This is a genomic window from Pantoea sp. Taur (genome assembly GCF_009830025.1).
Lineage (GTDB): Bacteria > Pseudomonadota > Gammaproteobacteria > Enterobacterales > Enterobacteriaceae > Pantoea > Pantoea communis.
The window spans coordinates 218,281-242,041 of record NZ_SZZZ01000004.1 but is presented as its reverse complement, the minus strand read 5'-3'; the positions used below and the strand labels follow the sequence as shown (position 1 = coordinate 242,041).

At 54.4% G+C, this 23,761-nt stretch carries 27 protein-coding genes, 1 other RNA gene and 1 other annotated feature; of the genes, 15 read left to right on the top strand and 13 right to left on the bottom strand.

The features are described from left to right. Positions 1 to 43 precede the first annotated feature (43 nt). Both glnK and amtB read left to right on the top strand, forming a co-directional pair. Positions 44 to 382 (top strand): P-II family nitrogen regulator, encoded by a 339-nt coding sequence (gene glnK / locus FD744_RS07945; protein ID WP_007886947.1) that lies wholly within the window; start codon positions 44 to 46, stop codon positions 380 to 382. 33 nt (positions 383 to 415) lie between these two features. Next, on the top strand, positions 416 to 1,705 hold the full coding sequence (amtB, locus tag FD744_RS07940; RefSeq protein WP_160867927.1) for an ammonium transporter AmtB: 1,290 nt from the start codon (positions 416 to 418) through the stop codon (positions 1,703 to 1,705). A gap of 71 nt (positions 1,706 to 1,776) precedes the next feature. On the opposite strand, the gene tesB is transcribed toward amtB, so the two are convergent. Continuing rightward, positions 1,777 to 2,640, bottom strand: a complete 864-nt coding sequence (gene tesB, locus FD744_RS07935) for an acyl-CoA thioesterase II (protein WP_160867926.1) — start codon at positions 2,638 to 2,640, stop codon at positions 1,777 to 1,779. A gap of 204 nt (positions 2,641 to 2,844) precedes the next feature. Between tesB and FD744_RS07930 the strand changes: the two genes are divergently transcribed. After that, positions 2,845 to 3,402: a YbaY family lipoprotein gene (locus tag FD744_RS07930; protein ID WP_160867925.1), complete on the top strand. Its 558-nt coding sequence runs from the start codon at positions 2,845 to 2,847 to the stop codon at positions 3,400 to 3,402. A 415-nt stretch (positions 3,403 to 3,817) separates the two neighbouring features. Here the strand turns inward: FD744_RS07930 and FD744_RS07925 are convergent, their stop codons facing one another. After that, a complete protein-coding gene (locus FD744_RS07925; RefSeq protein ID WP_160867924.1) occupies positions 3,818 to 4,129 on the bottom strand; it encodes an MGMT family protein in 312 nt (103 codons plus the stop codon). Between the two features lie 176 nt (positions 4,130 to 4,305). On the opposite strand from FD744_RS07925, the gene ffs reads away from it, so the two are divergent. Continuing rightward, positions 4,306 to 4,402, top strand: an RNA gene (ffs, locus tag FD744_RS07920) — signal recognition particle sRNA small type. Positions 4,403 to 4,530: 128 nt separating this feature from the next. Here ffs and FD744_RS07915 read toward each other — a convergent pair. From FD744_RS07915 to FD744_RS07905, 3 genes are all read right to left on the bottom strand, one after another. Continuing rightward, on the bottom strand, positions 4,531 to 4,749 hold the full coding sequence (locus FD744_RS07915) for an HHA domain-containing protein (RefSeq protein WP_034828137.1): 219 nt from the start codon (positions 4,747 to 4,749) through the stop codon (positions 4,531 to 4,533). 24 nt (positions 4,750 to 4,773) lie between these two features. Beyond that, the gene (gene tomB, locus FD744_RS07910) at positions 4,774 to 5,151 is read right to left on the bottom strand and encodes an Hha toxicity modulator TomB (RefSeq protein WP_160867923.1); all 378 of its coding nucleotides are present in this window, start codon (positions 5,149 to 5,151) and stop codon (positions 4,774 to 4,776) included. 146 nt (positions 5,152 to 5,297) lie between these two features. Then, positions 5,298 to 5,651 (bottom strand): hypothetical protein, encoded by a 354-nt coding sequence (locus tag FD744_RS07905; protein ID WP_034828141.1) that lies wholly within the window; start codon positions 5,649 to 5,651, stop codon positions 5,298 to 5,300. A gap of 342 nt (positions 5,652 to 5,993) precedes the next feature. Here FD744_RS07905 and FD744_RS07900 point away from each other — a divergent pair, with 342 nt between their 5' ends. From FD744_RS07900 to FD744_RS07890, 3 genes are read left to right on the top strand one after another with little or no spacing between them, the layout of a single operon-like run. Beyond that, complete coding sequence (locus FD744_RS07900) at positions 5,994 to 6,650, top strand: metal ABC transporter ATP-binding protein (RefSeq protein WP_034828143.1); 657 nt, start codon at positions 5,994 to 5,996, stop codon at positions 6,648 to 6,650. Beyond that, positions 6,647 to 7,486: a metal ABC transporter permease gene (locus tag FD744_RS07895; RefSeq protein ID WP_034828145.1), complete on the top strand. Its 840-nt coding sequence runs from the start codon at positions 6,647 to 6,649 to the stop codon at positions 7,484 to 7,486. The genes FD744_RS07900 and FD744_RS07895 overlap by 4 nt, the downstream gene beginning before the upstream one ends. A gap of 21 nt (positions 7,487 to 7,507) precedes the next feature. Then, positions 7,508 to 8,386, top strand: a complete 879-nt coding sequence (locus FD744_RS07890) for a metal ABC transporter substrate-binding protein (protein ID WP_058962373.1) — start codon at positions 7,508 to 7,510, stop codon at positions 8,384 to 8,386. Positions 8,387 to 8,430: 44 nt separating this feature from the next. On the opposite strand, the gene ykgO is transcribed toward FD744_RS07890, so the two are convergent. The 4 genes from ykgO to FD744_RS07870 all read right to left on the bottom strand — a co-directional run bounded on the left by ykgO (position 8,431) and on the right by FD744_RS07870 (position 13,360). Then, positions 8,431 to 8,571 carry a type B 50S ribosomal protein L36 gene (gene ykgO / locus FD744_RS07885; protein WP_008103894.1) on the bottom strand — a complete coding sequence of 47 codons (141 nt, stop codon included), beginning with the start codon at positions 8,569 to 8,571 and terminating at the stop codon, positions 8,431 to 8,433. A gap of 14 nt (positions 8,572 to 8,585) precedes the next feature. Continuing rightward, positions 8,586 to 8,843, bottom strand: coding sequence for a type B 50S ribosomal protein L31 (locus tag FD744_RS07880; RefSeq protein WP_034828149.1), 258 nt, complete (start codon positions 8,841 to 8,843; stop codon positions 8,586 to 8,588). Between the two features lie 159 nt (positions 8,844 to 9,002). After that, complete coding sequence (locus FD744_RS07875) at positions 9,003 to 12,152, bottom strand: multidrug efflux RND transporter permease subunit AcrB (protein ID WP_034828151.1); 3,150 nt, start codon at positions 12,150 to 12,152, stop codon at positions 9,003 to 9,005. A gap of 17 nt (positions 12,153 to 12,169) precedes the next feature. Further along, entirely contained in the window at positions 12,170 to 13,360 is a 1,191-nt protein-coding gene (locus FD744_RS07870) for an efflux RND transporter periplasmic adaptor subunit (protein ID WP_034828153.1), read from the bottom strand. A gap of 142 nt (positions 13,361 to 13,502) precedes the next feature. Here FD744_RS07870 and acrR point away from each other — a divergent pair, with 142 nt between their 5' ends. Then, on the top strand, positions 13,503 to 14,141 hold the full coding sequence (acrR, locus tag FD744_RS07865) for a multidrug efflux transporter transcriptional repressor AcrR (RefSeq protein ID WP_160867922.1): 639 nt from the start codon (positions 13,503 to 13,505) through the stop codon (positions 14,139 to 14,141). Here the strand turns inward: acrR and rsmS are convergent. From rsmS to priC, 3 genes are all read right to left on the bottom strand, one after another. After that, on the bottom strand, positions 14,138 to 14,293 hold the full coding sequence (rsmS, locus tag FD744_RS07860; RefSeq protein ID WP_160867921.1) for a pleiotropic regulatory protein RsmS: 156 nt from the start codon (positions 14,291 to 14,293) through the stop codon (positions 14,138 to 14,140). The two genes, acrR and rsmS, sit on opposite strands and share 4 nt — an antisense overlap. A 12-nt stretch (positions 14,294 to 14,305) precedes the next feature. After that, positions 14,306 to 14,551 (bottom strand): GlsB/YeaQ/YmgE family stress response membrane protein, encoded by a 246-nt coding sequence (locus FD744_RS07855; RefSeq protein ID WP_034828157.1) that lies wholly within the window; start codon positions 14,549 to 14,551, stop codon positions 14,306 to 14,308. Between the two features lie 173 nt (positions 14,552 to 14,724). Then, on the bottom strand, positions 14,725 to 15,237 hold the full coding sequence (priC, locus tag FD744_RS07850) for a primosomal replication protein PriC (RefSeq protein ID WP_160867920.1): 513 nt from the start codon (positions 15,235 to 15,237) through the stop codon (positions 14,725 to 14,727). A 57-nt stretch (positions 15,238 to 15,294) separates the two neighbouring features. Here priC and FD744_RS07845 point away from each other — a divergent pair, with 57 nt between their 5' ends. The 6 genes from FD744_RS07845 to htpG all read left to right on the top strand — a co-directional run bounded on the left by FD744_RS07845 (position 15,295) and on the right by htpG (position 21,721). After that, on the top strand, positions 15,295 to 15,675 hold the full coding sequence (locus FD744_RS07845; RefSeq protein WP_160867919.1) for a DUF454 family protein: 381 nt from the start codon (positions 15,295 to 15,297) through the stop codon (positions 15,673 to 15,675). 154 nt (positions 15,676 to 15,829) lie between these two features. Next, the gene (apt, locus tag FD744_RS07840) at positions 15,830 to 16,381 is read left to right on the top strand and encodes an adenine phosphoribosyltransferase (RefSeq protein ID WP_058962246.1); all 552 of its coding nucleotides are present in this window, start codon (positions 15,830 to 15,832) and stop codon (positions 16,379 to 16,381) included. Between the two features lie 285 nt (positions 16,382 to 16,666). Further along, entirely contained in the window at positions 16,667 to 18,760 is a 2,094-nt protein-coding gene (gene dnaX / locus FD744_RS07835) for a DNA polymerase III subunit gamma/tau (RefSeq protein ID WP_160867918.1), read from the top strand. Continuing rightward, positions 18,102 to 18,163: a sequence feature (DnaX frameshifting element), on the top strand. Its footprint overlaps the gene before it by 62 nt. 52 nt (positions 18,761 to 18,812) lie before the next feature. Next, the gene (locus tag FD744_RS07830) at positions 18,813 to 19,142 is read left to right on the top strand and encodes a YbaB/EbfC family nucleoid-associated protein (protein ID WP_031377860.1); all 330 of its coding nucleotides are present in this window, start codon (positions 18,813 to 18,815) and stop codon (positions 19,140 to 19,142) included. Beyond that, on the top strand, positions 19,142 to 19,747 hold the full coding sequence (gene recR / locus FD744_RS07825) for a recombination mediator RecR (RefSeq protein ID WP_007886897.1): 606 nt from the start codon (positions 19,142 to 19,144) through the stop codon (positions 19,745 to 19,747). The genes FD744_RS07830 and recR overlap by 1 nt, the downstream gene beginning before the upstream one ends. 99 nt (positions 19,748 to 19,846) lie before the next feature. Then, complete coding sequence (htpG, locus tag FD744_RS07820) at positions 19,847 to 21,721, top strand: molecular chaperone HtpG (RefSeq protein WP_160867917.1); 1,875 nt, start codon at positions 19,847 to 19,849, stop codon at positions 21,719 to 21,721. Positions 21,722 to 21,809: 88 nt separating this feature from the next. Here htpG and FD744_RS07815 read toward each other — a convergent pair whose 3' ends face one another. Then, positions 21,810 to 22,679, bottom strand: a complete 870-nt coding sequence (locus FD744_RS07815; protein WP_034828181.1) for a LysR substrate-binding domain-containing protein — start codon at positions 22,677 to 22,679, stop codon at positions 21,810 to 21,812. Positions 22,680 to 22,871: 192 nt separating this feature from the next. Here FD744_RS07815 and FD744_RS07810 point away from each other — a divergent pair, with 192 nt between their 5' ends. Then, complete coding sequence (locus FD744_RS07810; RefSeq protein ID WP_160867916.1) at positions 22,872 to 23,702, top strand: DUF6024 family protein; 831 nt, start codon at positions 22,872 to 22,874, stop codon at positions 23,700 to 23,702. Positions 23,703 to 23,761: the final 59 nt, after the last annotated feature.

Below are 23,761 nucleotides of genomic sequence, written 5' to 3'. Positions count from 1 at the left end.
GTGTCCGCGAGACTCACTCAATTTATTATCTGGAGGGGAACGTATGAAGCTGGTTACCGTGGTAATCAAACCATTTAAGCTGGAGGACGTGCGTGAAGCTTTATCCTCCATTGGCATTCAGGGACTGACTGTTACCGAAGTGAAGGGGTTTGGTCGCCAGAAAGGTCACGCAGAGCTTTACCGCGGTGCCGAGTACAGCGTCAACTTCCTGCCAAAAGTTAAAATTGATATCGCGATTGCGGACGATCAACTCGATGAAGTGGTGGATGTCATCAGCAAAGCCGCTTACACCGGCAAAATTGGCGACGGCAAAATCTTCGTCGCAGAACTGCAGCGCGTTATTCGTATTCGTACCGGCGAGACCGACGAAGCAGCACTGTAACTGGGGCTCTGAATTGTGATGGGATGGAAAGAAATGAATAAAATGATGACTAAGTTGGGCCTCACCAGCCTGGCACTGTTACCGTCTCTGGCCATGGCGGCAGCACCTGCCGTTGCGGACAAAGCGGATAACGCCTTTATGATGATCTGTACCGCTCTGGTACTGTTTATGACGATTCCGGGCATCGCCCTGTTTTACGGCGGTTTGATTCGCGGTAAAAACGTCCTGTCGATGCTGACCCAGGTTGCCGTGACCTTCGCATTAGTCTGCGTGCTGTGGGTGATTTACGGTTATTCACTGGCCTTCAGCGAGGGCAACGCCTTCTTCGGTAACTTCCAGTGGGCGATGCTGAAAAATATCGAGCTGAAAGCAGTGATGGGCAGCTTCTATCAGTATATTCACGTCGCGTTCCAGGCTTCCTTCGCCTGTATCACCGTGGGCCTGATTGTGGGCGCGATTGCTGAACGTATTCGCTTCTCAGCAGTACTGATTTTTGTGGTGGTCTGGTTGACGCTCTCTTATCTGCCAATCGCACACATGGTGTGGGCTGGCGGTCTGCTGGCGCAAGACGGCGCGCTGGACTTCGCTGGCGGTACCGTTGTTCATATCAACGCAGCCGTTGCGGGTCTGGTGGGTGCTTATCTGGTGGGCAAACGTGCTGGCTTCGGTAAAGAAGCGTTCAAGCCGCACAACCTGCCAATGGTATTCACCGGTACTGCGATTCTGTATGTGGGCTGGTTCGGTTTCAACGCCGGTTCTGCTTCTTCAGCTAACGAAATCGCAGCATTGGCTTTCCTGAATACTGTTGTGGCGACTGCAGGTGCGGTGCTGTCATGGGTGTTCGGTGAGTGGGCAATGCGTGGCAAACCTTCTCTGCTGGGTGCGTGTTCTGGCTTTATCGCCGGTCTGGTTGCTATCACCCCGGCTTGTGGTTATGTCGGTGTCGGCGGCGCGCTGATTATCGGTCTGGCCGGTGGCCTGGCAGGTATCTGGGGTGTGACCACCCTGAAGAAATGGCTGCGTGTGGATGACCCGTGTGATGTGTTCGGTGTGCACGGCGTGTGCGGTATCCTGGGTTGTATTCTGACCGGTGTGTTCGCCTCCTCTTCACTGGGCGGCGTGGGCTACGCAGAAGGCGTGACCATGGGCCATCAGGCTTGGGTTCAGCTGTTCAGCTGCGGCGTGACCATTGTCTGGTCAGGTGTTGTCGCCTTCATCGGCTTCAAACTGGCGGATATGATCGTTGGCCTGCGTGTTCCAGAAGATCAGGAACGTGAAGGTCTGGATGTGAACAGCCACGGCGAGAACGCTTACAACCAGTAAGAAATGAGCGGTAGAAGAGCAGTGCGCTAAAATTATAAAAAGACGAGGGGGCGATAATATCGCCCCTTTTTTTATGCGTCGCGTTGGCGCATGACGCCTTCCTGAACGGTGGTTGCGACCAGTGTCCCATCCTGCGTGTAGAACTCCCCACGTACAAACCCACGTGCACCTGAAGCTGAGGTGCTCACCACGCTGTATAGCAACCACTCTGAGAGGTCGAACGGGCGGTGGAACCACATGGAGTGGTCAATCGTCGCCACCTGCATGTCAGGCTCTAAAAATCCTTTACCGTGCGGCTGTAGTGCCACAGGCAGGAAGTTGAGATCCGAGGCGTAACCCAGCAGGTATTGATGAATGCGGCGATCGTCCGGCAGCTTGCCGTTGGCACGAATCCACACCTGGCGCATCGGCTCATCGACACGGCCTTTGAGTGGGTTGTGGATTTGCACCGGGCGGATATCCAGCGGGCGTTCGGCGAGAAACTTTTCTTTGAGTTTGAGCGGTAAATGGGCCGCCAGTTTTTGCGCCAGATCCTGCTCCGAGGGGAGATTATCCGGCCCCGGTACTTGAGGCATGGTGTTTTGGTGCTCAAATCCGCTCTCAGGTGCCTGGAATGAGGCGGTCATATAGAAGATCGGCTGTCCGTTTTGCACCGCGCTGACGCGACGCGCGCTAAAACTTTTGCCGTCGCGCAGAGTTTCGACATCGTAAATGATGGCTTTTTCGCTATCACCAGGACGCAGGAAGTAGCTGTGGAACGAGTGGATGATGCGCTCTTCCGGCACGGTTTGTTTTGCTGCGTATAACGCCTGACCGACGACCTGGCCGCCAAACACCTGGCGCAGGCCGAGATCTTCACTTTGGCCGCGAAATAGGCCTTCTTCGAGTTTTTCGAGATCGAGTAAATTAAGCAGGTTTTGCAGTGCCTGGCTCATAGCAGATTCCTCTGGGGGGCAATCGCGTCAGTGTGAAAGATCCGACCAGTTTCCGTCAATGATTTTGCCGTGATTTCAGCGAGCTGGCAGCGCTTTTGGGCGCAATCCGGTTTTTTGTGCCAGAATTAAGGGCATTCGGCGGTTGAAAAGCTACCCAACAATTTGTCCGCCGACAATCATAGTGTTCATAAGGAGACGACATCGATGAAACTCTGGCATGTTATTAGCGGTGTGACGCTGGCGGCAGCGCTGGCAGGTTGTGCCGATCACAGTAAGCCGGTGGCCACCCCAACGTTAGGTTCCGCGGTTGCAGGACAGCAGGCCGCGATTACGCAGCCAAATGTTAGTGGTTCGGTGTATATTCGCCAGCGCATTGCGTTGCCGCCGGATGCGGTGCTGACCGTTACGCTGTCTGACGCTTCACTGGCCGATGCACCATCTAAAGTGCTGGCGCAGCATGTGGTGCGCACCGAAGGGAAACAGGCGCCATTCCAGTTTGTGCTGCCGTTTAACCCGGCCGATATTCAGCCGAATGCGCGGATTCTGTTGAGTGCGGCTATCGCTATTGATGGCAAACTGGCGTTCATTACCGATACGGTGAAGCCGGTTATTAATCAGGGCGGTACTAAAGCGGAACTGCTGTTGGTGCCAGTGACCAATATGGCGATGCAGACCTCGCCAGGCGCGGCGACGACGGTGCCGTCAACGTCGCCAACGCAGGTGGTGCCTTCTGCTTCGGTGCCTGCGCCAACGAGTATGTGAAAATCACTCGGTGCTAGTCTGGGCGCACTGCCTGGGAAGCATGTAAAAAACTGGGACGGGGGAGTGTGCGGGTAGGCAACACTGTTGCGTAAAGTCTCTGTCTCGTCCCTGATCGCTCGGCACACGCCATCCCTGGCGTGTGACGCTTTACTCCATAGTGTTGCCTACCCGCACCTCAGCATGGGTGTGTTGGGGCGAGTTATTCCATGGAATTAGCGGACTGCCTCTGATTGCTCGTCACTTTCATCTTTGGCGGGGATGTTTTACTTCACAGTGTTGACTGCCCGTACCTCAGCATGGGCGCGAATTTGTGGAGTGGCATCGGCGGATTGTCCCAGATTGCTCGTTACTTTCATCTTTGGCGGGGAAGCTTTGCTGCACAGTGTTGCCCGCCCGTATTTCAGTATGGCTGCGCTTAGTACTCCCAGCGATATTTCTCTAATTCAATCTCACCGGCATCACTGACTTCGATGCCTTCGGCTTCCAGCGCATCGCGCTGGCGGAAGAGATCATCGCCCTGCAGAGAAATGCGGCCATGGCGATTGATGACGCGGAACCACGGTAATTTGCTGCCCTCGGGTAAGCGACGTAATACGCCGCCGACTTGTCGGGCTGCGCGCGGTGAACCGGCAAGCAGGGCGATGTCGCCGTAGGTGGTGACTTTGCCTTTAGGGATCGCGGCAATAATTTGCCAGACGCGCTCGGAGAAATTGCTTGTGTCATTCATACACGCACCTGATTCAGCGAATAAATGGCGACTTTAACATGCCGGGAGGGCGAGAATCAGGGTTTTACTGGCAAGCTGTTCAAGAAAACAACGGTCACCCGGCCTGCGCTTGCAATTGCCAGGGGGTTACTTGATAATGCCTGCGCTTTCGAAAGAGAGCTCGTCAATGGGGGCCCTGTTGGTTCTCCCGCAACGCTAACTTGTGAACTCGGTCAGGTCCGGAAGGAAGCAGCCGCAGCAGGCGACGCGTGTGCCGGGATGTAGCTGGCAGGGCCTCCACCATTTCTACTCCCCGAAAAAATCCTCAAGAAATCAGTACACAGCGAAACGCTGGCACTCCTTTGCCTGTGAATCATTCCCTGAAGGGAAAAGATGGCGTAACGAACAGCGGGTAAAAATAGTTAGCGGACGAACTTCCAGACAGAAACCGGTACTTTGTCGTAAAGCTTATTCATCGTCAGTTCAGCGAGACGATGATCGGCCGCAGAATAAAATACCGCGAGTTCGTTGTCAGATAATTCGTACTTGTTTTTTTCAATCACCCGTTCAAGGGTGTCAATTGAGCGACAACGACGCAGTCGCATCAAATAGTCTGTTTTGGTTAAGGCTTGGTTGCTCATAAATAAACCGGTCTCACTCTGATGCTAAAAGGAATGGCTGGGTTGTTGGAGAAAAGCGCACTCTTCGGCAAACAGATTAAATAAGAGTCTTGCTGAACGTTGCCACCGTTGAAGATCCTGAGTATTGATTCCATAACTGCTAAACAGCATAAAGGTATCGTCAAGATATTCATCGATTTGCGTAATCAGCGCTTCATCTTCAACGTGCTTAATTTTGTAATTCATCGTGAAAGACGCGATATGCTCAATCAAATCGTTGAGCTGTAAATTGCTTTCCGCAGTAGGGTCATTCACCCAGCCGTGATGGCTGTCAGTCAGTGTCGCCATACTTTCGTCAAACAGGTTCTCACACAGGAATTTAAGCTGGGCAATATCATGCCGTTTTGGTGAGTATTCGTCCATCTTTTTCCCCTCCAGAGCTTGCACAGTGACCGCAGCGCGGCGAGATTTGGAAAAGCTATCAGGAAGCGATCACGAATATTAAGAATTCAGCGACTCTTTAAATATAATCCACATTCATTAGCTTTGCTCACCTCGATTACCAAATATTACAATTCGTCGGCTGGCGAGGGGCGGGTATTGTCTATCACTGAAAACACCAGTGCGCCCGGTACTATCTGGAACAAAACCTCTTCATGCTGGGTAGATGTTTCATTTAAATCCAGGCAAGGATTAAATAAATCCCACTTAAAATCGTAAAGCATTTTAAATCGATTGTTATCGTGCGGTTGAATGGAAATAATCTTAAAACTGTCGGGAACTAATTGCGCGTTTTGAGAATACCACTGTAAATCACCTGCCAGGGCTTCGGCTATTTTGAGAATATTCCCCTGGATAATAGCCTGCAACTTCTCGCAATCGTCCTCATCCACAGCAATATCACAATGAATAATAGACTGCATTTCGCTTCCGGTAAAAAAGTAGGATGAATCTATCATTGGGGTTCCGGCCAAATATTGCAAGTTAACTCTGTGCAGAATACGTAATCGTTGCGATGGGATTTATCGCTCAATCGATTCAGATCCAGTGATAGCCACAGAGTAAGCGCCAAATGGTTAACTTTTGAAACACTTTCTCTCGGGTATCGCGCGGGGAAAATCAGGTAGTATAATTGTTATGTTATAACGTTTTTGGTCTCCCTCCATGAATCACAGTGGTTTACTCCTCTCACTTAGCGGCCGCCTACTGGTCGCGCTGCTGCTTATCGCGTTCCTAGCACTGGCTATCTATTGGGGAATGCAGAAATGATGCATTTCAACCGCTTGCAGGGCGGCTATCAGGGACAAGCGGTGACGCCGATAGTTACCGGAGAACTGGCGGCAGGCAGCATGACGGCATTAATCGGCGCGAACGGCACCGGAAAATCCACGCTACTGAAAACCATCGCCGGTCTGTTGCCGCCGATTGCAGGGACTTGCGAATTAAAGATTTCGCCTAAGGCGCTTGGCTGGTTACCGCAGCGTAGTGAGTTAGAAACCCGTTTCCCGCTTACCGTTTATGAGCTGGTTGCGATGGGATGCTGGCCGCGCTGCGGCTGGTTTGGTGGCATCAATCGTGCGATGCGACAGGAGATCGATGCCGCACTGGATGCCGTGCAGATGCGTGATTTCGCCGATGCGCAGCCTTCAATGCTTTCCGGCGGTCAGTTGCAACGGGTGCTGTTTGCGCGCCTGATGCTGCAGCAAAGTAAAGTCTGGCTGCTGGATGAACCCTTTAATGGCATCGATACGCAAACCGTCACGCTGTTGATGTCAATCCTCGAGCAGCAGCAGCAGGCGGGCACCACCTTATTAGTAGTGTTGCACGATCGACCACTGGTCGCGCGTTACTTCAAAGATGTGTTGTCACTTGATGATGCTGACTCCGCTCAAACTCCACTGCTGCGCAGGGTGGCTTCGTGACATTGATTCAACCGTTTATCGAATTTGGTTTTATGCGCCGTGCATTAGTGGCTTGTGTGGCATTAGCGCTGAGCGCCACGCCGCTGGGTGTATTCCTTTCACTGCGTCGTATGAGTCTGGTGGGCGATGCGCTCTCCCACGCGGTGCTGCCTGGCGCGGCGATTGGCTATCTGGTTTCCGGCTTATCGCTGGTGGCGATGGGCATCGGCGGGCTGATTGCAGGTTTAGCCGTTGCGCTGCTTTCTGGTGCCGTCAGTCGATACACCCCCTTAAAAGAGGACGCCAGTTTCTCTGGCTTTTATCTCGGCTCGCTGGCGCTGGGCGTGACGCTGGTGTCATTGCGCGGATCGAGCGTCGATCTGCTGCACGTGCTGTTCGGTTCACTGCTGGCCGTCGATAACGCGGCCATCCTGCTGGTGGGCGGCATCGCGGCTTTCACTTTGCTGATGCTGGCAGTGATTTTCCGTCCGCTGGTGATCGATGCGTTCGACCCGGATTTCCTGCGTGCGCAAGGCAAGTGGAGCGCGCCGATCGTCCACGGCATCTTCCTGATGTTGGTCGTGCTGAATCTGGTTGCTGGTTTTCAAGTGCTCGGCACGTTGATGTCGGTGGGATTGATGATGTTACCGGCGACCAGCGCGCGTTTCTGGAGCCGCCATCTGGCCTGCATGCTCGGTATCGCCATGGTGCTGGCAATGATTGCGGCGGTGGTGGGCTTGATCCTTTCCTGGCACTTCTCACTGCCCGCCGGACCGGCGGTGGTGCTGAGTGCGGCCGTACTGTTTTTACTTTCTGTTTTGACAGGACCATGTGGCGGCCTGCTGCGCCGTCGATAACTATACAATTAGGGGATACGAATGAAAAAGTTACCGTTGAGTCTGGCGATTGGCGCCATGTTGATTAGCCCACTGACCATGGCGAAAACCGTGGATGTGGTAGCGAGTTTCACCGTGCTGGCGGATATCGTTAAGCAGGTGGGCGGCGATCACGTTAACGTGAAGTCGCTGGTGCAGCCTAACGGCGATCCTCATACCTTCGAACCGACGCCACAGGATAGCCAGGCATTGGCTAAAGCCAATGTGGTATTTGTGAGTGGTTTGGGGATGGAAGGGTGGATGGATCGCCTGATCAGCGCCTCCGGGTATAAAGGCACGATTGTGGTCGCCTCCAACGGCGTCAACACGCGCAAAATGGAAGAAGACGGCAAAACCGTGACTGACCCACACGCGTGGAATAGCATGCACAATGGCGTGATTTATGCCACCAACGTGATGAATGCGCTGATTAAAGCCGACCCGGAAGATGCGGCGGATATCCGCAAGAGCGGTGAAAGCTACATTCAGCAGTTGGAAAAACTGGATAGCTGGGCAAAAACGGAGTTTGCTGCAGTACCGAAGAGCAAGCGTAAAGTGCTGACCAGCCATGATGCCTTTGGTTACTTTGGCCAGCGTTACGGTGTGAGTTTCCTTGCGCCAGTCGGTTTCTCCACGGAAGCCGAAGCCAGTGCCAGCGATGTGGCATCGATTATCAAGCAGCTGAAGGCTGAGCACATCAAGACTTACTTCATGGAGAATCAGACCGATCCGCGTTTGGTGAAACAGATTGCCAGCGAAACTGGCGCACAGCCAGGTGGTGAACTCTATCCTGAAGCGTTGTCCGAGGCGAACGGTCCTGCTGCGACCTATGTTGCTGCCTTCAAGCACAACGTCGATATCATGTTGCAGAGCATGAAGTAAAAAAAAGGCCGGGGAGCATCCCGGCCAATTATCACGACACTTTCCTACCTTTTCTTTTTTCTTCCCTGAACCGCCTTAAAGCGCGGATTTGTTTTGCAGATCACGTAAATGCGACCTTTACGACGCACGACTTTGCAATCCTTGTGACGGGTCTTGGCAGACCGTAATGAACTTAAAACCTGCATGCGTTAACTCCTGATTAATTGCCGCGCGTCAGGAAGCTGCCGAAACGCTTGTTGAAGCGTGCGGCGCTGCCTTCTTTGGTGAGATCTTTTTGCTTGCCGGTGTAGTGGACGTGGGATTTAGACGAGACATCCAGCGTCACGTACGGCAGCACTTCGCCTTCGAACTCAATGGTGCGTTCGGTTTTAATGGTGGAACCGATTTTGAAATACTCATCGACAGAGGTGTCGTGGAACACCACGGGACGGTAATGAGGATGGATATTGGCTTTCATAACTGCGCTCTCATGTAATGTTATAATATAACAATAGTATGAACCTGCAGAGAATTGATTGCAACCGCGATCGCAGTAAGGGTATTGAACGGTCGGGTGAAGGGCGGTGTTCAGGCAATAAAAAAGGCCGCTTGCGCGGCCTTTTCAACAGGTGACAACTTAGTGTTTGTGCTCGACCGGATGGCCTTGCTCAATCTCCGCTTTGTTCTTACCAAAGCGGCGACGTACCACCACAAAGAACACGGGCACGAAGAAGATCGCCAACGCAGTTGCGGTTACCATGCCGCCCATTACGCCAGTACCTACGGCGTTCTGTGCGCCGGAACCAGCACCGGTACTGATGGCCAGCGGCAGAACACCGAGGATAAAGGCCAGTGAGGTCATCAGAATTGGACGCAGACGCATACGTGCTGCTTCCAGTGTTGATTCCACCAAACCTTTCCCTTCCTTCTCCATCAAATCCTTGGCGAATTCAACGATCAGGATGGCGTTCTTCGCCGACAAGCCAATGGTTGTCAGCAGTCCCACCACGAAGTAGACGTCGTTACTGAGTCCGCGCAGGGTGGTGAAGATCAATGCACCGACCACACCCAGCGGCACCACCAGCATAACGGAGAACGGAATCGACCAGCTCTCATACAATGCCGCCAGACACAGGAACACCACAATCAGCGAGATGGCGTACAGGGCAGGGGCCTGGTTACCGGACAGACGTTCCTGGTAAGACATACCGGTCCAGTCATAGCCGATACCCGCAGGCAGTTTGCCCGCCAGCTCTTCCATCAGGTTCATAGCATCGCCGGAGCTCTTGCCTGGTGCAGCCTGACCCAGAATCTCCATCGATGGTAAGCCGTTGTAACGTTCCAGACGTGGTGAACCGTACTGCCACTTCGCCGAAGAGAAGGCTGAGAACGGAACCATAGTGCCGGAGCTGTTACGCACGAACCATTTGCTGATGTCATCTGGCAACATACGCGAGTCAGCCTGGCCCATAACGTACACTTTCTTCACACGACCACGGTCGATGAAGTCATTGACGTACGAACCACCCCAGCCCGCGCCCAGCGTGGTGTTGATGTCAGACAGCGACACACCCAACGCCTGCGCTTTTTCCTGATCGATGATCAGTTTGTACTGTGGCGTATCTTCCATACCGTTTGGACGCACGCCCACCAGCGTATCCGGATGCTGGGCAATCATGCCAAACAGCTGGTTACGCGCGGCGGTTAACTTCTCGTGACCCAGGTTACCCTGGTCCGTCAGCATGAAGTCGAAGCCGGTGGCGTTACCCAGTTCGATAATTGCTGGCAGGTTGAACGGGAAGACCATCGCATCTTTGATCTGACCCAACGCCTGCATGGCGCGTCCGGCAATCGCTGGCACTTTCAGGCTGGCATCGCCACGTTCATCCCACGGTTTCAGGCTGACGAAGGCAATACCGGTGTTCTGACCACGACCCGCAAAGCCAAAGCCGTTAACGGTAAATACCGAGTTAACGCTGTCTTTCTCTTTGTTCAGGAAGTAATCGGTCACCTGATCCAGCACTTTCTGCGTACGTTCCTGGGTTGCACCGGCTGGCAACTGCGCCTGCGCCAGTAACAGACCCTGATCCTCTTCCGGCAGGAAGGAGGTAGGCAGTTTCAGGAACAGATACGCCATGCCGACCACGATCACCAGGTAGATCACCAGATAACGACCGGTGCTACGTACGATGTGACCCACGCTATCCACGTAGTGGTTGGTGCTCTTATCGAACAAGCGGTTGAACCAGCCGAAGAAGCCAGTGGTTTTACCGTGATCGCCTTTCTTGATCGGTTTCAGCATGGTGGCACAGAGTGCCGGCGTCAGAATCAACGCCACCAGTACTGACAGTGCCATCGCGGAAACGATGGTGATCGAGAACTGACGATAAATAACCCCGGTCGAGCCGCCGAAGAAGGCCATCGGGATGAATACTGCGGACAGCACCAGGGCAATACCCACCAGCGCACCCTGAATCTGCTCCATCGAACGTTTCGTCGCTTCTTTCGGCGGTAAACCTTCTTCCGCCATCACACGCTCAACGTTCTCTACCACCACGATGGCGTCATCCACCAACAGGCCGATGGCGAGCACCATCCCGAACATCGTCAGGGTGTTTATCGAGTAACCAAAGGCACTGATAATCGCAAACGTACCCAACAGCACCACCGGCACCGCAATGGTCGGAATCAGCGTGGCGCGGAAGTTCTGCAGGAACAGATACATCACCAGGAACACCAGCACGATCGCTTCAAACAGCGTTTTCACCACTTCGAAGATCGAGATCTTCACGAACGGCGTGGTGTCGTACGGATAAACGGTTTTCATGCCAGCCGGGAAGAACGGCTGCAGTTTGGCCAGCTCATCTTTCACCGCTTTGGCGGTATCCAATGCATTCGCACCGGTTGCCAGTTTCACACCGATACCCGAAGCCGGTTTGCCGTTGTAGCGGGCGATGATCTCGTAGTTTTCACCACCGAGTTCAATCTTTGCCACGTCACGCAAGCGCACCTGTGAGCCATCCTGGTTCACTTTCAGCATGATGTTGCCGAACTCTTCGGTATTGGTCAGACGAGTCTGCGCAATGATCGAGGCGTTCAACTGCTGGCCAGGTACGGGCGGTGTACCCCCTAACTGACCGGCGGCGACCTGGGTGTTCTGGGTGCCCAACGCACTGATGACATCGACCGGCGTCAGCTGGTAGTTGTTCAGTTTGTGCGGGTCGAGCCAGATGCGCATCGCGTACTGCGCACCAAACACCTGCGTATCACCGACGCCAGGCGTACGGCTGATCGGGTCTTTGATGTTTGAAGCAACATAGTCAGAGATATCATTCTGCGTCATGCTGCCGTCATCACTGACAAAGCCGGCTACCATCAGGAAGCTGCTGGAGGATTTTTTAACCTGAATACCTTGCTGCTGTACTTCCTGCGGCAGCAGTGGCATCGCCAGCTGCAGCTTGTTCTGTACCTGTACCTGCGCGATATCGGCGTTGGTACCGGACTGGAAGGTCAGCGTCAGGGTTAAAGTACCGGACGAGTCACTGCTCGAGGCCATATACATCAGGCCATCGATGCCGTTCATGTTTTGTTCGATAACCTGGGTTACCGAATCCTGCAGCGTTTTCGCATCAGCACCCGGGTAGGTTGCCTGGATTTCAACGGCCGGCGGCGCAACATTGGGATATTGCTCAATCGGCAAGCTGATAATCGCAAGAGTACCTGCCAGCATAATGATGATGGCAAGCACCCAGGCAAAAATGGGGCGATCGATAAAGAACTTAGCCATGTATCAGTGGCTCCTGTTTAGGACGATGATTTAGCAGACTGTGATTCCGGTGCTGCTTTGGCATCATCTTTGACTTCTTGTGGTGTCACCTGCGCACCTGGCTTGGCACGCTGAAGACCGACGGTGATCACGCGATCGCCTTCTTTAAGGCCATCCGTTACCAGCCATTTGTCGCCAAATGCCTGATTAGCGGTGATATTACGGACTTCCACTTTATTATCTGCGCCCACCACCATCGCGGTTGCCTGACCGGTTGGGGTACGGGTTACGCCCTGTTGCGGTACCAGCAGTGCGGTTGGGTTGGTGCCTTCATCCAGACGCGCACGCACAAACATCCCTGGCAGCAGGCGGTGGTCCGGGTTCGGGAAGATGGCGCGCAGCGTGATGGAGCCGGTAGTTTCATCCACGGTCACATCAGAGAATTCCAATGTGCCTGTCTGCGTGTATGCGTTACCGTTTTGCATCAAGAGCGTGACGTTGGCTTTGCCGTCATTCTGTTTCAGCTGACCGGATTCCAGTTCTGCGCGCAAACGCAGGAAATCATCACTGGATTGGGTCACATCGACATACATAGGATCGAGCTGCTGCACGGTTGCCAGCGCAGTGGTTTGACCGCTGGAGACCAGAGCGCCCTCAGTGACTGACGATTTACCAATGCGACCGCTGATCGGCGACGTCACTTTGGTGTAAGCCAGATTGATGCGTGCGGTTTCCACGTTAGCCTGGGCTGCCTGAACGGCTGCAGCCGTCTGTGCAGCGGTGGCCGCAGCGGTGTCATAGTCCTGCTGACTGATGTACTTAGTACCCAGCAGCGGCTTATAACGTTTGATGGTTAACTGCGCGACGTGTGCATTGGCTTGCGCCTGTGCTAAATCGCCTTTGGCGCTGTCATAAGCCGCCTGGTAAGTTGCCGGATCGATCTGATACAGGGACACGCCTGCTTTGATATCCGTTCCTTCCTCAAAATTACGCTTCAGAATAATGCCTGACACCTGAGGGCGCACTTCTGCCACGCGGAATGCCGAAGTACGTCCTGGCAGTTCGGTGGTAATTTTCAAAGGCTCGTTTTTTAACGTCACAACACCCACTTCTGGGGGCTGCTGCTGGGCGGCTTGCTGGGATTTATTATCATCACATCCTGTTAACACAAAGCTGCCTGAAAGCATCAGGACGGCCGCCAGAGGCGCTAATCCTCTGTTTTTATTCATAAATAAACCTCTAGTGTCCGATATCAAATGATCAATGGATCACAAACCGATAAACCCATTGCTGCGTTAAAACACGGGTCGTGCTATGGTACATACATTCACAAATGTATGTAAACTTGCCAGTTTGTAAAAAAAGTCCTCTATGGCACGAAAAACCAAAGCGCAAGCACTTGAAACGCGGAACCAAATTCTGGATGCCGCTTTAGCACACTTCTCTGAACACGGTGTGGCTGCCACATCCCTGGCAGATATCGCAACAGCGGCCGGCGTCACGCGCGGTGCTATCTACTGGCATTTCAAAAATAAAGCCGATGTTCTGCATGAAATCTGGCTTCGGTGTGACGCTGGGCTTGACGATGTGGAACTTGAGTATCAGACAAAATACCCGGGCGATCCACTTTCTGTTATCCGTTCGATGTTGATCTATATCCTTGACGCCACAGCAAAGGATCCACAAAGACGCGCATTAATGGAGATTATCTTCCATAAATGTGAATTCGTTGGCGAAATGACGACATTACAGGATATGCGTCAAAGTTTACTGCTTGAGTGTTACGACCGAATTGAATTGGTGCTACGTGAGTGTATCGAAGTGGGCCAGTTGCCTGCGGGATTGAACACGTTGCAATCGGCGCGTCTGATGTGCGGCTATATCAACGGTATGATGGAAAACTGGCTGTTTAACCCGCAGGCGTTTGATCTGGCGACAGATGCGCCGCAGTTGGTGGATGCCTTTATTGATATGCTGCGGCTCAGTCCCACCCTCTCCTCGGCGCGTTAATTAACGCCCTCTGCCGCCTGTTTCTGCTGATAATCGCGTTGGACAATCGCCAGCGCGGCTAACACGGTTGCGGTCGGCACCTTGTTCTCTTCCAGCAGTTGAATCAAATCCACTGCCAGTTTGATCTCATCGGATGCAGTTTCCAGTGACATGCTCTCTCCTTGTTAAATACGTAATTTTGCCGCCACCAGCAGCATCAAAATGGAACCCAGCAGTGCCACCCCAAAGCCAGCGGGATGCAACGTCGCTAAATCACCCGTTGTAAAATAAGTCGCGATGTAACCCCCAATCAACGCACCAATCACGGCCAGCACCAGCGTTGGAACAAACCCACCCGGCCGACCGGGAAAAACCATGCGCTTGATGCAGCCAGCCACCACGCCAATCGCTATCCACATAATTAGGGTCATGATTTTCCTCCTTCATTCATAGGGGGAGTATATATCCTAAATAATTTCAGGTGCAGGCAAGTGGCAAATGAATGAACCCGCAGGGGCTTACTCATGCAGACACGGGGGGAATGAGCGTAGCCAACGCACCTGCCCTGTGAAGTATGACGGTTATAAAGGAAAGTGGGCGGTGATTACCGTGCCGGGCCTGACATTTCCAGTTTGTGCATCGCATGGCGACAGCGTGCCAGCCGCTCGTGCAGCACTTCGATATCGCGGATCAACTGCTGCTGCACGCTGAGGGTTTCGGCGCGCGCCAGATGTTGCTCACGTTGTTCGATCATCGCCAGCAAGCGCGTTTCATAGCCCTGATACTCTTCGCGCTTCGACTGGCGCGGATCAACGCGAGGACGCTCACGCGGGGTGCGCAGTTGCTGGCTCTGGCATTCGCGTTGCAGGGCGGCAATCTGGTCCAGCACTTTCTCCGCCAGCCACTGACGGCGTATGACGTCGGTATCAGCAGCGGTGAGCTGGGTTAAATTCTGTTCCAGCTCAGCAAGATAATCAGCGAGCCGCGTGCCTTTGCAATGGAACAGTTGGGCGTCAAAACGGGGCTGTCGGCAGGCACCATCGCGTTGCTGCGCGATTTGCTGTCGTAGCTGATCGACAATGGCGAGCAGACGTTGATGTGCGGGCGGTTGGGGCATCACTCTGATTCCGACTGTGTTAACGTAGCGCAGTTCCGATTTTATCAGGCATCAGGCATGCAACGAATTTTTCTTCTGTGTCTTGGCTGGCTGGCGATTGTGCTGGGCACGCTGGGCATTGTATTACCTTTGTTACCGACCACGCCATTTGTGTTGCTGGCCGCCTGGTGCTTTGCCCGTTCGTCACCGCGTTTTCACCACTGGCTGCTGTGGCGCTCGCCGTTTGGTCGCTACATCCGCCACTGGCAACAGCATCGCGCCATGCCGCCCGGCGCCAAAGGCCGCGCCATGTTGCTGATTGTCATCACCTTTGCCGTCTCTATTTATGTGGTTAACATGCTGTGGGTGCGGATTATGCTGGGCATCATGTTGTGCGCGCTGCTTTTGTTTATGTGGCGTATCCCGGTAGTGGCAGAAAATGCTGACAGCGGCGATTAAGTGCGGCAGGGTTGCATTTAGACAGGTATTTGCATAGATTTGGGCATCTTCGTGCGTGGCTTCCCTTTTTTAAACGTCTTCGCTTAACCCGGTTTCCGGGTATTGGCGCTGTCGGATGCTGCGCGTATTAGATATTTTTCCAGGCGTAACACTTATGACCGCAACTGCTCAGCAGCTTGAACTCATCAAAAACAGCATCAAAAGCATCCCTGACTACCCTAAGCCGGGCATCCTGTTCCGTGACGTCACCAGTTTGATGGAAGATCCGCAGGCCTATGCCGCGTCGATTGCCATTCTGGTTGAGCGCTATCGTGACAAAGGCATCACCAAAGTGGTGGGTACCGAAGCACGTGGCTTCCTGTTTGGTGCACCGGTGGCACTGGGTCTGGGTGTCGGTTTTGTGCCGGTGCGTAAGCCGGGCAAGCTGCCGCGTGAAACCTACAGCGAGAGCTATGAGCTGGAGTACGGTTCTGATGCGCTGGAGCTGCACAAAGATGCCATTAAGCCAGGTGATGTGGTGCTGGTGGTTGACGATCTGCTGGCCACCGGCGGTACGCTGGAAGCCACAGTGAAACTGATCCGCCGTGCCGGTGGTGAAGTGAAAGATGCTGCGTTCGTGATCAACCTGTTTGATCTGAGCGGTGAAGCGCGCCTTAACGCGATCGGCATTGATTGCTACAGCCTCGTGAATTTCCCCGGCCACTAAGGCCCTGTGCGCCGCTGGCCTTGGCCATCGCGGCGCATTTCATTGCGCGTTCCTGCCGTCGTACCTTTGTATCAATATCTGATAAATCGTACCGCTCAAGCGGATGCGCGATGAAATTCAGCGCCTGCAGCGCGGGTATAGGCATATCCTGTTGTGGCTGTTAGACTACTGCCCATATAAACAGGGGTTGCGAAGCTGCATTTTTCCTCTTTGTCTTGTGGCGGAACCCGGTTCACTTAGCCGCACCGCTGTGCCAACTCAATAAATTCCAGTGATTGAATCCACATGAGCTATCAGGTACTTGCGCGAAAATGGCGTCCCCAGGCTTTCGCTGACGTAGTCGGTCAGGAACATGTGCTGACTGCGCTGGCCAATGGATTGTCACTGGGACGAATCCATCATGCTTATCTCTTCTCCGGTACACGCGGGGTGGGGAAAACCTCGATCGCCCGTTTGCTGGCGAAAGGTCTTAACTGCGAAACCGGTATCACCTCCACGCCATGTGGTCAGTGTGATAACTGCCGTGAAATCGAGCAGGGGCGCTTTGTCGATCTTATTGAGATCGATGCCGCGTCACGCACCAAAGTCGAAGACACGCGCGATTTGCTGGATAACGTGCAATACGCCCCGGCGCGCGGTCGCTTCAAGGTTTATCTGATCGATGAAGTGCACATGCTCTCGCGTCACAGCTTTAATGCGCTGTTGAAAACGCTGGAGGAGCCGCCGTCGCACGTCAAATTCCTGCTGGCGACCACCGATCCGCAAAAACTGCCGGTGACCATTCTGTCGCGTTGCCTGCAGTTCCATCTTAAAGCGCTCGACGTCGAGCAAATTCAGCAGCAATTAGTGCATATATTGCAGCAGGAGCAGATTGCCGCCGAGCCGCGTGCACTGCATCTGCTGGCGCGTGCCGCTGATGGCAGTATGCGTGATGCCCTGAGTCTCACCGATCAGGCGATTGCCATGGGGCAGGGCAGCGTCACGCGTGAAACCGTGGCGCAAATGCTGGGCACGCTGGATGACGAACAGCCGCTGGCGCTGATTGAAGCGCTGGTGGAGGGCCAGGGTGAACAGGTGATGGCACTGCTGAATCAGGCGGCATCGCGTGGTGTCGAGTGGGAAGCGCTGCTGGTCGAGATGCTGCGATTGCTGCATCGTGTGGCGATGGTGCAGCTGCTGCCAGCTTCACTGGGCGAAGATGATGTGAATCAGGCGCAGCGTTTACGCGATTTAGCGCGCGTCTTACCGCCCGCCGATGTGCAGCTCTACTACCAAACTTTGTTGATGGGACGTAAAGATCTGCCGCTGGCACCGGATCGTCGCCTCGGCGTTGAGATGACGCTGCTGCGCGCGCTGGCGTTTCATCCGCAGGCGACCATTGCCGAGCCGGTTGCGCGACCCAGTCTGATCCCGCAGGCGGCACCGCAAGCGTCTGCTGCATCCGCAGGCGTTGCTACGCCGGCCTCTTCCGCTCAGGTTAATGCTCCAGCTTCGTCAGCCAACACTGCCGTGTCAGCAACGCCAGCGGCTTCAGCTCACACCGCCGGACCTGCTGCCACTTCTTCGGCACCTCGCACCGCCTCTGCCGCGCAGCCGCAGATGGCGCCGCCAATGCAGGACGCACCGCCGATGGCTGATGATTACGCCGATATGCAACCGGCGCCAGAACATATGTCCGACTCCACCAGCCAGCTGTTACAGGCGCGAACGCAGTTGCTGCGTCAGGGAGCCGGCAAAGCAAAAAAGAGTGAGCCGGCAGCGCGTCCCGCGCGGCCGGCGAACCCGGCGCTGGAACGTCTTGCCAGTGTCACCGAACGCGTGCAGCAGCGTGCGTCTGAACCCGCGGTAAAAACGCCCGCGAAGCCAGAAGCCTATCGCTGGAAAGCCCAGCAAACGGTCGAGCTAAAAGCGGAGCCCATCGCAACGCCAAAAGCCTTGCGTTCCGCTCTGGAGCATGAGAAAACGCCTGAGCTGGCGCTTCGTCTGGCCGAAGAAGCCCAGCAGCGCGATGCGTGGGCCGCCGAAATAGCCGCACTGACGTTGCCAAAACTGGTGCAGCAGGTGGCGTTAAACGCGTGGAAAGAGGTGGGCGAGAACGCCGTCACGCTGCATTTGCGCAGCAGTCAGCGTCACCTGAATTCAGCGTCGGCAAAACAGGCGTTGACGGAAGCGCTCAGTCAGGCAGCCGGACAAACGGTTGAACTGACCATCGTTGAAGACGATAATCCTGCGGTGTTGACGCCACTGGAATGGCGTCAGGCCATTTATGAAGAGAAACTGGTGCAGGCGCGCCAGTCGATTGAAAGCGATACTCACATTCAGACATTGCGTCGATTCTTCGATGCCGATCTGGATGAAGAGAGTATTCGACCCGTTTGAACACCCGCTGTCGCGCGTGAGTGGCGCGCAGCCCCAGCAGAGAGAGAAGACTATGTTTGGTAAAGGCGGATTGGGCAACCTGATGAAACAGGCCCAGCAGATGCAAGACAAAATGGCCAAAGTTCAGGAAGAGATTGCCGCGCTGGAAGTGACCGGTGAATCAGGCGCTGGCCTGGTCAAAGTCACCATCAATGGTGCACATAACTGCCGCCGTGTTGAAGTCGATCCAAGCTTGCTGGAAGACGACAAAGACATGCTGGAAGATCTGATTGCGGCAGCCTTCAACGATGCAGCACGTCGTATCGATGAAACGCAGAAAGAGAAAATGGCTTCAGTGTCTTCTGGTATGCAGTTGCCACCTGGCTTCAAGATGCCGTTCTGATGCAAACCAGTCCACTGCTTGAATCTTTGATGGAGTCGCTGCGTTGCCTGCCGGGCGTGGGCCCGAAATCGGCGCAGCGCATGGCTTTTCAGCTGTTACAGCGCGATCGTAGCGGTGGCATGCGTCTGGCGCAGGCATTGACCCGCGCGATGTCGGAAATCGGCCACTGTGCCGATTGCCGCACTTTCACCGAGCAGGAAATTTGCACCATCTGCGCCAATCCGCGTCGTCAACAAAACGGCCAGATTTGTGTGGTGGAGAGTCCTGCCGATATCCACGCCATTGAGCAAACCGGCCAGTTTGGCGGCCGTTACTTTGTGCTGATGGGCCACTTGTCACCGCTGGATGGCATCGGTCCGCAAGATATCGGTCTGGATCGGTTAGAGCAGCGGCTGGAGCGTGAAACGCTGACCGAAGTGATCCTCGCCACCAACCCAACGGTGGAAGGTGAAGCCACGGCTAACTACATCGCTGAACTGTGCGGGCAATATGGCGTTGATGCCAGCCGCATTGCACACGGTGTGCCGGTCGGCGGTGAGCTGGAAATGGTCGATGGCACCACGCTGTCGCACTCGCTCGCTGGACGCCACAAGATTAAATTCTAATCACTTGCCGATGTCTTCACCGACATCGGCTTGAAATTCCCATCATCATCCCCATTTCTCTCTCAACATATGATCAACCCCGATTTAGTTGAGGTAGCAATGACCATGAAAGGACAAGAGACGCGTGGCTTCCAGTCAGAGGTAAAACAACTTCTGCACCTGATGATTCACTCCCTCTATTCAAACAAAGAGATTTTCCTGCGTGAACTGATCTCCAACGCCTCTGATGCCGCCGACAAACTGCGCTTTCGCGCCCTGTCCACGCCGGATCTGTATGAAGGCGATGGCGACCTGCGCGTGCGTATCTCGGTCGATAAGGATAATCGTACGCTGACCTTAAGCGATAACGGTATCGGTATGCGCCGTGATGAGGTGATTGAGAACCTCGGCACCATCGCGAAGTCCGGCACCAAATCCTTCCTTGAATCCATGGGCTCAGACCAGGCGAAAGACAGTCAGCTGATCGGTCAGTTCGGCGTGGGCTTCTACTCGGCGTTTATCGTTGCGGATAAAGTCACCGTGCGTACTCGTGCTGCGGGCGCGAAAGCCGATGAAGCCGTGTTCTGGGAATCGGCGGGCGAGGGTGAATACACTCTGGCAGAAATCGAGAAAGCCGATCGCGGTACCGAAATCACGCTGCACTTCCGCGAAGGCGAGGATGATTTCCTCGATGCGTGGCGCGTACGCAACGTGATCAGCAAATACTCCGATCACATTGCGCTGCCGGTTGAGATTGAGACCAAAGACGAAGAGAACGACACCACTACCTGGGAGAAGATCAACAAAGCTCAGGCGCTGTGGACGCGCAACAAGTCTGAAATCAGCGACGAAGAGTACAACGAGTTCTATAAACACATCGCCCATGATTACAGCGATCCGGCGATCTGGAGCCACAACCGTGTTGAAGGCAAGCAGGAGTACACCAGCCTGCTGTACATCCCGCAGCGTGCGCCATTCGACATGTTCAACCGCGACAGCAAACACGGCCTGAAGCTGTATGTGCAGCGCGTGTTCATCATGGACGATGCCGAGCAGTTCATGCCGAACTACCTGCGCTTTGTGCGTGGCCTGATCGATTCCAACGATCTGCCGCTGAACGTCTCGCGTGAAATCCTGCAGGACAGCCGTGTCACCCAGAGCCTGCGCGCCGCGCTGACCAAGCGTAGCCTGCAGATGCTGGAAAAACTGGCTAAAGACGACGCCGAAAAATATCAGCAGTTCTGGAAAGAGTTTGGTCTGGTCCTGAAAGAAGGCCCGGCGGAAGACAACGCCAATCAGCAGGCGATTGCTAAACTGCTGCGCTTTGCCACCACGCAGAGTGAAGGCGCTGAGCAGAGCATTTCGCTGGACGATTACCTGAGCCGCATGGTGGAAGGGCAGGATAAGATTTACTACATCACTGCTGACAGCTATGCCGCCGCGAAGAGCAGCCCGCATCTGGAACTGTTCCGCAAAAAAGGTATCGAGGTGCTGCTGCTGTCCGATCGTATCGACGAGTGGATGATGAGCTACCTGACCGAGTTCGACGGTAAAACCTTCCAGTCAGTGAGCAAAGCGGATGAGTCGCTGAGCAAACTGGCCGATGAAGAGACCGAAGAGCAGAAGGAAGCGGAAAAAGCGCTGGAGCCGTTTGTTGAGCGCGTGAAAACGCTGCTGGGCGAGCGTGTGAAAGAGGTGCGTCTGACTCATCGTCTGACCGACACCCCGGCGATTGTCACCACCGACGCCAACGAAATGACCACCCAGATGGCGAAGCTGTTTGCTGCTGCGGGCCAGGAAGTGCCGGATGTGAAGTACATCTTCGAAATCAACCCGGAGCATACGCTGGTGAAACGCGTGGCGGATACCCATGACGAAGCGCATTTTGCTGAATGGGTTGAGCTGCTGCTGGATCAGGCGCTGCTGGCTGAGCGCGGCACGCTGGACGATCCTAACCAGTTTATCCGTCGTATGAACCAACTGCTGACGGCATAAGCCATTCAGCGCCCGCGCCGGTTGGCATCAATACCGGCGGCAGGGTTGGCAAGAGACAAAAAGGTCGGCATTGAATGCCGACCTTTTTTTAATGCAGCGCCTGATCGCGCAGCCAATCCCGGAACAACGTTATCTCCGCATCATGCTGACGTGACATTTTCGTCATCATCCAGGTGGCGCGGTCCACACGCACAAATCCCAATGGGGCGATAAGCGTACCGTCGCTCAACTCCTGCCTGACCAGTAAGCGCGGGGCCATGATCACCCCTAAGCCATTTCTCGCCGCCTGAATGCCCAGAGTGAGATTATCGAAATGCTTACCGACCCAATAATTGCCACGCGCACCGCTGGTTTTCGCCCACTCGGCCCAGGCGTGCAGTCGTGTATCGGCATGCAGCAGCGGCAGGGTGGCTAAATCCTGCTCATTGTGAAAACGTGCCGCGTATTGAGGCGCGCACAGCGGACCAATGTAGTCATCGCTGATCAGCGTGGCATCAATATCCTCATCCGGTGACTGTTCGTAGCTGAGGATTAGCACATCGGTGTGTTCACTGCGCAACTGGTCGATCTCCACCAGCGGCTGAAACTGCACTTCAATATCGGGATAGCGTTGATAAAAACTGCTAATACGTGGAATCAGCCATTGCGAGAGAAAACTGGGCGCGCAAGAGACGCTGAGGTGATGACGCATGCCGGTGCGAATACTTTCGCAGGTAGTGGAGAGTTCGCTAAACGCCTTCTGACAACTCACCAGCAAGCGCTCGCCGTGTGAGGTTAATTTGACGCGCCCATTGGTACGGACGAATAAGGGCTTTCCCATCCAGCTTTCCAGCTGTCGAATCTGATGGCTAATGGCGCTGTGTGTCACATGAAGACGCTCGGCCGCCACGCTAAAACTGCTGTGCAGTGCTGCCTGATGAAAATAGTGCAGTGCACGTAACGACGGAAGCGCGGTCATACTCATCCCCTGTGTAAAAACCTAACAGGGATTGTCAGTTTATATCATTTTAATGTCCAGCCGCATTGGCCTAACCTTTCCCCCAGATTATGGCGGGTTGACGGATGGCGTTGTCTGTGTTTAACGCGGCTAATGTTCCCTCCTCAATCTGCGACACACACAGCATCCTTATAATTAGAGAAACCTCACGCGATGGATCACCAACATGCTACTGCCAGGGCGGCGGCAGCGCGCGATCGACTTCGCGGCTTGCTATCCCGTCACTATCGGCTGGAAAATTACGACCTTTTCTTTGCACCCTCTTTGCATATTGCGCGGGTGCTGCTCTCACAACTGTTTTTGCGCCAGGAGCAGGCGCGCAACCAAACCCGTTATGCCTCGCAATATCCGGTCAGTGAACTGAGTGTATTACCTGCAGTGCCGATGATGGCTGGTAACATTGCGCTGGTGGAGCATGTCGACATGCAGCAGGGGCGGGTACGTTCGCTGGCGGAGTGTCAAAGTCAGGGCGTGACCGATGCCTCAGAATCCTTTGCTACCTTGTTGCATAAACGATTAATTAGCGATGCACGTTTGTTTGTGGCGCGGCTCGATCGCCATGCGGCGTTAAGCAGTGACCTGGTGTTGATTGCGTTGAAAACCTGCGATTTCAGCACGCTGGTGCGCAGCGAATTGCGATTATTTGAGCAGGGACTGGCCTTTGGCTCGTCACTGGATCAAACCCTTGAAATGATGGAAAACAGCGACTGGCGGCCGTTTAATATCGCTAGCGTGGATAATATTACGCTTGAGGCCCCGGTTCAGCTGCAATCGATTCAGCAGCACGGCTTACCGTTTGCCCTGTTCCCCATGCCGGTCAGTCTTACCTTGCCTGACTTACCGCAGGATATGCATCTGCTTCCCGCTCATCACCGATTGCGCCTGCATGCCAACGTGCGCGGCGGTGTGAACAAAAATCAAAACGTCACGCCGATCCTGAAGAGACGTCTGAAAGAAGTGTTAAGCGTTAGCCTTGATTCTTAAAAACGGGCACTCTGCTGGTGTTTTGCGCTAAAGCAAGTCAAAGTAAAGCTTTCACCGGA